We start from the raw sequence: 6,987 nt of genomic DNA, 5'->3' as shown, positions 1-6,987 counted from the left end.
GTCAGCCCTCGAAGCGCATGTGGCGAAGCCACGAGTCTCGAGGGCTGACAGCAGACGCTCAGGAGGACCGAACCTCGAGCGGCGGAGCCGCTCCAAAATCACTGCACCCCACGGCGGCGGGTGACGGCTGCGGCCACCGCGCCACCGGCCGCGCCCAGGGCGATCGCGGTGGGGACGCCGATTTTGGCGGCTTTGCGGCCGGTGCGGAAATCGCGGATCTCCCAGCCGCGGGCCTTGGCGACCTCCCGCAGGTCCGAATCGGGGTTGATGGCGACCGCGGTACCGGTGAGCGACAGCATGGGGACATCGTTGTGGCTGTCTGAGTATGCGGTGCAGCGTTTGAGATTGAGACCCTCGCGGATGGCCAGGGCGCGGACCGCGTGGGCTTTGCCGAGACCGTGCAGAATATCGCCGACCAGACGCCCGGTGAATTTACCGTCGACGCTTTCGGCGACCGTGCCGAGAGCGCCGGTGAGTCCGAGTCGTTTGGCGATCACCTGGGCCAGCTCCACCGGGGTCGCGGTGACCAGCCAGACCTGCTGACCTGCGTCGAGATGCATCTGCGCCAGCGCGCGGGTGCCGGGCCAGATCTTGTCGGCGATGATCTCGTCGTAGATTTCCTCGCCGAGGGCCGCGAGTTCGGCGGTGGAGCGTCCGGCGATGAATTCCAGGGCCTTTTCTTTACCCGAGGCCATATCGGTGCTGTTCTCTTTACCGGTGATCCGGAACTTCACCTGTTTCCAGGCGATATCCACCAGATCGGAACTGCGAAAGTATTTGCGGGCGGCCAATCCCCGGGCGAAATGCACGATCGAGGCGCCCTGCACCATGGTGTTGTCGACGTCGAAGAAGGCGGCCGCGGTGAGATCGCGGGGGGCCTCGGGGCCGGCTGTGCCGATCCCGCCGGCCCGCTCGGCGTCCTGGAGGGCCAGCGCCGCGTCGGCACTGGCTTCGCCGGCGACGTTGGCGCGGACCTCTTCTTCGCTCGGTCCGAACGGGTTGCGCGAGATACGCGCCAACTGCTCGGACAGGCCCTGCCCGAGCGGACCCAGATTCCATCGGACCGGAAGCTCCCCGAACCGGCCCGCGATGAATCCGGTTTTCCCCACCTTCGATCGTTCCGGCACCAGTACCTCCGCCTGTTCGCGCGAATCACGTCCACACTAACCGGAGGCGCGCCCCAGGACGCACTGCAGTCGCGCGGGCGTCCCGGCGGGGCGGGTTGAATATCGGTTATGAGCGACTCCACGACCCATGAGGTGACCCTGCTGACCCGCGCCGGCTGCGGAATGTGTGACCGGGCCCTGGACCAGCTGCGAGTGATCTGCGCCGAATTCGGGATCGAGCCGATGACGCTGGATGTGGACGTCGAGGCGGCGACCGATCCCGGGCTACGGGCGGAATTCGGTGACCGGCTCCCGGTGGTTCTGCTCGACGGCCGTGAGCACAGCTATTTCGATGTCGATGAGATCCGATTGCGGACCGACCTCGGCCGCCTGATGTGAGGGGATTCCGGCGCGGAATCGTACAAGCTCCGGCGGCGACACAAAATGAGGCGAATTTCACCGACTTTGTGCATGGGTTCACAAGCGGTTACGGTGGTGGCACGCGAACCGCAGGCCGGGGCGAGTATCCGGCCGCCGGTAGCACGTGAATCAACCCGATATCCGACCCCGTCATCGGTGCATGGACCCCCGGCGGAGGTCGCCGACCACCCGGGCCTGTTCGGTCCGGACGAGGAGCCGAGGACGTGACAGAGCACCATGAGACGCGCGGCGTCTCCGGCGATGCTCCCAACGTCACCACCCGGACCCTCCAGAAGGGCATTCCCCAGGCTACGGTGGGCCGGCTGGCCACCTACCTCCGGGTGCTCGCCCTGCTCGCCGATGACGCTGTGGCCATCGTATCCAGTGAGGAACTGGCTGTCGCGGCGGGTGTCAATTCCGCGAAACTTCGCAAGGATCTTTCTTTCCTGGGCCCCAACGGTGTTCGCGGTGTCGGCTACGACGTCGCGCGGTTGCGGGCCCGGATCGAGGATGTGCTCGGTTTGTCCGGTGGGCATCGGGTCGTGCTGGTCGGTGCCGGGAATCTGGGGCGCGCGCTGGTCGGTTATCGCGGGTTCCGGCGCCGCGGGTTCGCGGTGGTTGGGCTCTTCGACGACGACCCCGAGGTGATCGGCCGTGAGGTCGAGGGCCTGCGGGTACGCGATGTCGCCGGTCTGGTGGACGGGGTCGCGCTGCTGCGCCCGACCATCGCGGTGATCGCGGTGCCCGACGACAGTGCCCAGCAGGTGTGCGACGAATTGGTCGCCGCGGGCGTCCAGTCGATCCTGAGCTTCGCGTTGTGCCCGCTCACGGTGCCGCCGGGGGTGGAGTTGCGGCGTGTGGACCTCGCGGTGGAGATGCAGATGCTGTCCTTCGACCGGGTTCGCAACGCTGATTCCGACGAGCCGGTGGGCGCGGACGGGTCGCGGAACGCCGTGGATGTGACCGGCGCGAATGCGACTGCCGCGAGCAGTGCGAATGCAGCCGCCGCGAGCGGCGAGAATGTGGCGGACGACGCCACCGGGGTGGCGAATGATCCCGCCACCGACGGCGTTGTATTGGGCAGTGGCGTGCCTACCGCTCATCCCCTGAACGGCTCCGGCCGGATCGCCCGCCGGGTGCCTGCGCATCCGACGCCGGGCCCCGCCGGGCTGTCCCATTGCGCGGCGCCGGCCGCCCAGACGACCTCGCATACGGCAACGGAGCCAACCAGCAAGGGATCGGTGGTCACACCATGAGCGTTCTTCTCGTCGGAATCTCACATCGCAGCGCGCCCGTTGCGATGCTGGAGAAGGTGGCGATCACCGATGCCGATCGGCCCAAGCTGATCGACCGCATGCTGGCCTCGAGCCATATCTCCGAAGCCATGATCGTGTCCACCTGCAATCGGGTGGAGATCTACGCGGTGGTCGATGCCTTCCACGGCGGCTTGGCCGATGTCGGCCAGCTGCTGACCGAGCATTCCGGGTTGCCGATGCCCGAACTGACCCGGCACGCCTACGTCCGATACAGCGAAGCCGCCGCCGAGCATCTGTTCGCGGTGGCCAGCGGGCTCGACTCGATGGTGGTCGGCGAACAACAGGTCCTCAGCCAGATCCGCAGCGCCTACACCACCGCCGACGCCCAGCAGGCTGTCGGACGAACCCTGCACGAACTGTCGCAGCAGGCGCTGCGCGTCGGTAAGCGGGTGCATTCGGAGACCGGGATCGACCGGGCCGGCGCCTCTGTGGTGTCGGTGGCGCTGGACCGCGCCACCACCGTCCTCGGTCCACTCGCGGGCCGGACCGCCGCAGTGATCGGTGCCGGAGCCATGGGCGGGCTGTCGGTCGCGCATCTGTCCCGGGCCGGGATCGGCCAGATCACGGTGGTCAACCGCACCATCGAACGCGCCCAGCGACTCGCGGCGACCGCCGAAACGCATGGTGTCGCCGCCGACGCCTACGAACTGTCCCGGCTCACCGAGGCCATGGCCGCCGCCGATGTGGTGATCACCTGCACCGGTGCGGTCGGCGCGGTGGTCACCCTGGCCGATGCGCACAACGCGCTCACCGAGCGCGCCGGTGGTGCCGAGCGGCCCCTGGTGTTCTGCGATCTGGGCCTGCCCCGCGACGTCGACCACGCGGTGGCCGGGCTGCCCGGGGTCACCGTCATCGATATCGAGACGCTCCAGCGCGACCCCGCCGCGGGCGCCGCGGCAGACGATACCGCCGCCGCGCGGTCGATCGTCGCCGACGAACTCGCCAAATATCTCGCCGGACAGCGGATGGCCGAGGTCACCCCGACGGTCGCGGCCCTGCGCCAGCGCGCTGCCGAAGTGGTCGAGGCCGAACTGCTCCGGCTGGATTCGAGACTTCCCCTGGCCGACCCCGCCCGCGACGAAGTGGCGCGCACGGTGCGCCGCGTGGTGGACAAACTGCTGCACGCGCCGACGGTGCGGGTGAAGCAGCTGGCGACCACCCCCGGTGGCGACAGCTATGCCGAAGCACTGCGCGAACTGTTCGAGCTGAAGCCCGGTTCGGCGCAGGCGGTGGCCGCGCCGATGGAGATCAGCCGCGCCGAACACAACGGTGCCGGCTGGATGGGCCTGGACGGCGAAGTCGCCCTGGCCGACGATTTCACCCCCGGCGGCCACGACGACGAACAGGAGCAGTCGACATGACAATCCTGCAGGGCGAAGGCGCCGCTCCCGGCGCGGGCGCCGCGGGAACCGGTGGCCGGCCGGCCTGGCGGATCGGCACCCGGGCCAGCCTGCTCGCGCGCACCCAGGCCGGTGCGGTGCGGGACGCGCTGATCGCGACGGGTCAGCCGGCCGAACTCGTATTCGTCGACACCCCGGGTGATCGGTCCGGCGATCCGGTCGAAGATATCGGCGTCGGCGTGTTCACCAGCGCATTGCGTACCGAACTCGCCGCCGGGACGATCGATATCGCGGTCCATTCGTACAAGGATCTGCCGACCGCGGCCGATGATCGTTTCGTGCTCGCCGCCGTACCGGTGCGCCAGGACTCGCGCGACGCCTTGGTGGCACGCGACGGGATGGTGCTCGGGGAGCTACCGCCGGGCGCGGTGGTCGGGACCTCCGCTCCGCGCCGGTCCGCGCAACTGCGTGCGCTCGGGCTGGGTCTCGATATCCGTCCGCTGCGCGGCAACCTGGATACCCGGCTGCGCAAGGTCGCCGAGGGCGAACTCGACGCCGTCGTGGTCGCCCGGGCCGGACTGGCCCGTATCGGCCGGCTCGACGCCGTGACCGAAGCGCTGGAACCGGTGCAGATGCTGCCCGCACCCGCCCAGGGTGCGCTGGCGGTGGAATGCCGCGCGGGTGAGACCGAACTGATCGGGCTGCTCGCCGCCCTGGACGACACCGCTACCAGAACCGCGGTGCTCGCGGAAAGAGCACTGCTCGCCGAACTCGAGGCGGGCTGCACAGCGCCCGTCGGAGCGATCGCCGAGATCGTCGAATCGTTGGACGACGACGGGCGCATCGTCGAGGAACTCTCGCTACGCGGCTGTGCGGCCGCGCTCGATGGTTCCGACGTGATAAGGGCCTCGGCGGTGGGTGCACCGGCCGATGCCGCCGAACTCGGCATCGCGCTGGCCCGCGAACTGCTGGAGTTGGGCGCGCGCGAGTTACTCGCCGCCGAACCCGGCACTCCCGAATCGGGGGTCACGACAGCCGGGAGCACCGCCACGGACTTCACCGAACCCAGTCCCATGGAGAACAACCGATGAGTCGAGCCAGCAAGAAGCATCCGGGGCGGATCCTGTTCGTCGGGTCGGGCCCGGGGGACCCGGCATTGCTGACCACCCGATCCCGTGAAGTGCTGTGCCGGGCAACCCTCGCGTTCACCGATCCCGATGTGGACGCCGGAGTACTCGCCCTGATCGGCACCCAGGTCGAACCCGACGACGAGGGCGAACGTCCGGTGGACGTCCGGCCCGCGTTGGGCGACCCCGCCGAGGTCGCCAAAACGCTGATCGCCGAAGCCAAGGCCGGCCACGATGTGGTGCGGGTCGTCTCCGGCGATCCGCTGACCACCGATGCCGTGATCGCCGAGGTCACCACGGTCACCCGCTCGCATATCGTGTTCGAGGTGCTACCCGGGCTGCCGTCCGGTTCCGCGGTGCCCAGCTACGCCGGTATCGCGCTCGGGTCCGGGCATACCGAGGCCGATGTGCGCGGTGAGGTGGATTGGCCCGCGTTGGCCGCCGCCCCCGGTCCGCTGGTCCTGCACGCCACCTCCGGCCATCTGGCCGAGACCGCGAGCGCGCTGGTCGAGCACGGGATGGCGCCGCAGACCCCGGTCGCGGTCACCGTTCGCGGCACCACCCGCCAGCAGCGCACCATCGAGGCCACCCTGGCCACGCTGAACAGCGCCGCCTCTGAACTCGTCGGTCCCCTGGTGGTGACCATCGGCAAGGCCGTCGCGCAGCGCTCCAAGATGTCGTGGTGGGAATCGCGTGCCCTCTACGGCTGGACCGTGCTGGTGCCGCGCACCAAGGACCAGGCCGGGGAGATGAGCGAACGCCTCGTCACCCACGGGGCGATCCCCAAGGAAGTGCCCACCATCGCGGTCGAACCGCCGCGCAGCCCCGCGCAGATGGAACGCGCGGTCAAGGGCCTGGTCGACGGTCGCTACCAGTGGGTGGTGTTCACCTCGACCAACGCGGTGCGGGCGGTCTGGGAGAAATTCGCCGAATTCGGCCTGGACGCCCGGGCCTTCTCGGGTGTGAAGATCGCCTGCGTCGGCGAAGCCACCGCCGAGAAGGTGCGTTCCTTCGGGATCAACCCGGAACTGCTCCCCAGCGGGGAACAGTCCTCCCTCGGCCTGCTCGCCGACTTCCCGCCGTACGACGATGTCTTCGACCCGGTTAACCGGGTGCTGCTGCCGCGCGCCGATATCGCCACCGAAACCCTCGCGGAGGGCCTGCGCGAACGCGGGTGGGAAATCGACGATGTCACCGCCTACCGCACCGTCCGCGCCTCGCCGCCGCCCGCCGAGACCCGCGAGATGATCAAGACCGGCGGTTTCGACGCGGTGCTGTTCACTTCCAGCTCCACGGTCCGGAACCTGGTGGGTATCGCCGGCAAACCGCATGCCCGCACGATCGTGGCCTGCATCGGCCCGAAGACGGCGGAAACCGCGGTCGAGTTCGGGCTGCGGGTGGATGTGCAGCCGGAGGTGGCCCAGGTGGGTCCGCTGGTGGAGGCGCTGGCCGAGCATGCCGCGCGGTTGCGGGCGGAGGGGTTGCTGCCGCCGCCGCGGAAGAAGAGCCGTCGGAGTCGGTAGGCCGGTCCGGCGTTGACGGTCCCGTTCGAAGAGGTCCGGATGTGCTGTGTTTTTGGCGCGCTGGCGCGCGCGGGGTTCGGCCCTCTGAGCGTCTGCTGTCAGCCCTCGAGACTCGCGGCTGCGCCGCCTCGCTTCGAGGGCTGACAGCAGACGCG

The 6,987-nt window shown here is 69.3% G+C and carries 6 protein-coding genes; 5 read left to right on the top strand and 1 reads right to left on the bottom strand.

Annotated elements, in window-relative coordinates:
- Nucleotides 1-98: 98 nt before the first annotated feature.
- Nucleotides 99-1,052 carry an HAD-IB family hydrolase gene (locus AB0F41_RS31265; RefSeq protein WP_357430148.1) on the bottom strand — a complete coding sequence of 318 codons (954 nt, stop codon included), beginning with the start codon at nt 1,050-1,052 and terminating at the stop codon, nt 99-101.
- Between the two features lie 183 nt (nt 1,053-1,235).
- Between AB0F41_RS31265 and AB0F41_RS31260 the strand changes: the two genes are divergently transcribed.
- The 5 genes from AB0F41_RS31260 to AB0F41_RS31240 all read left to right on the top strand — a co-directional run bounded on the left by AB0F41_RS31260 (nt 1,236) and on the right by AB0F41_RS31240 (nt 6,832).
- The gene (locus tag AB0F41_RS31260; RefSeq protein WP_357430146.1) at nt 1,236-1,505 is read left to right on the top strand and encodes a glutaredoxin family protein; all 270 of its coding nucleotides are present in this window, start codon (nt 1,236-1,238) and stop codon (nt 1,503-1,505) included.
- Between the two features lie 245 nt (nt 1,506-1,750).
- The gene (locus AB0F41_RS31255; RefSeq protein WP_357430144.1) at nt 1,751-2,782 is read left to right on the top strand and encodes a redox-sensing transcriptional repressor Rex; all 1,032 of its coding nucleotides are present in this window, start codon (nt 1,751-1,753) and stop codon (nt 2,780-2,782) included.
- A complete protein-coding gene (locus AB0F41_RS31250) occupies nt 2,779-4,203 on the top strand; it encodes a glutamyl-tRNA reductase (protein ID WP_357430142.1) in 1,425 nt (474 codons plus the stop codon). The genes AB0F41_RS31255 and AB0F41_RS31250 overlap by 4 nt, the downstream gene beginning before the upstream one ends.
- A complete protein-coding gene (gene hemC, locus AB0F41_RS31245; protein ID WP_357430140.1) occupies nt 4,200-5,273 on the top strand; it encodes a hydroxymethylbilane synthase in 1,074 nt (357 codons plus the stop codon). The genes AB0F41_RS31250 and hemC overlap by 4 nt, the downstream gene beginning before the upstream one ends.
- Nucleotides 5,270-6,832, top strand: coding sequence for a bifunctional uroporphyrinogen-III C-methyltransferase/uroporphyrinogen-III synthase (locus AB0F41_RS31240; RefSeq protein ID WP_357430138.1), 1,563 nt, complete (start codon nt 5,270-5,272; stop codon nt 6,830-6,832). Before hemC ends, AB0F41_RS31240 begins: the two co-directional genes overlap by 4 nt.
- Nucleotides 6,833-6,987 lie beyond the last annotated feature (155 nt).

The organism is Nocardia sp. NPDC024068 (assembly GCF_040638875.1).
Taxonomy (GTDB): Bacteria; Actinomycetota; Actinomycetes; order Mycobacteriales; family Mycobacteriaceae; genus Nocardia.
Note: the sequence above shows the minus strand (reverse complement) of the source record. Positions and strands in the feature narration are given on the sequence as shown.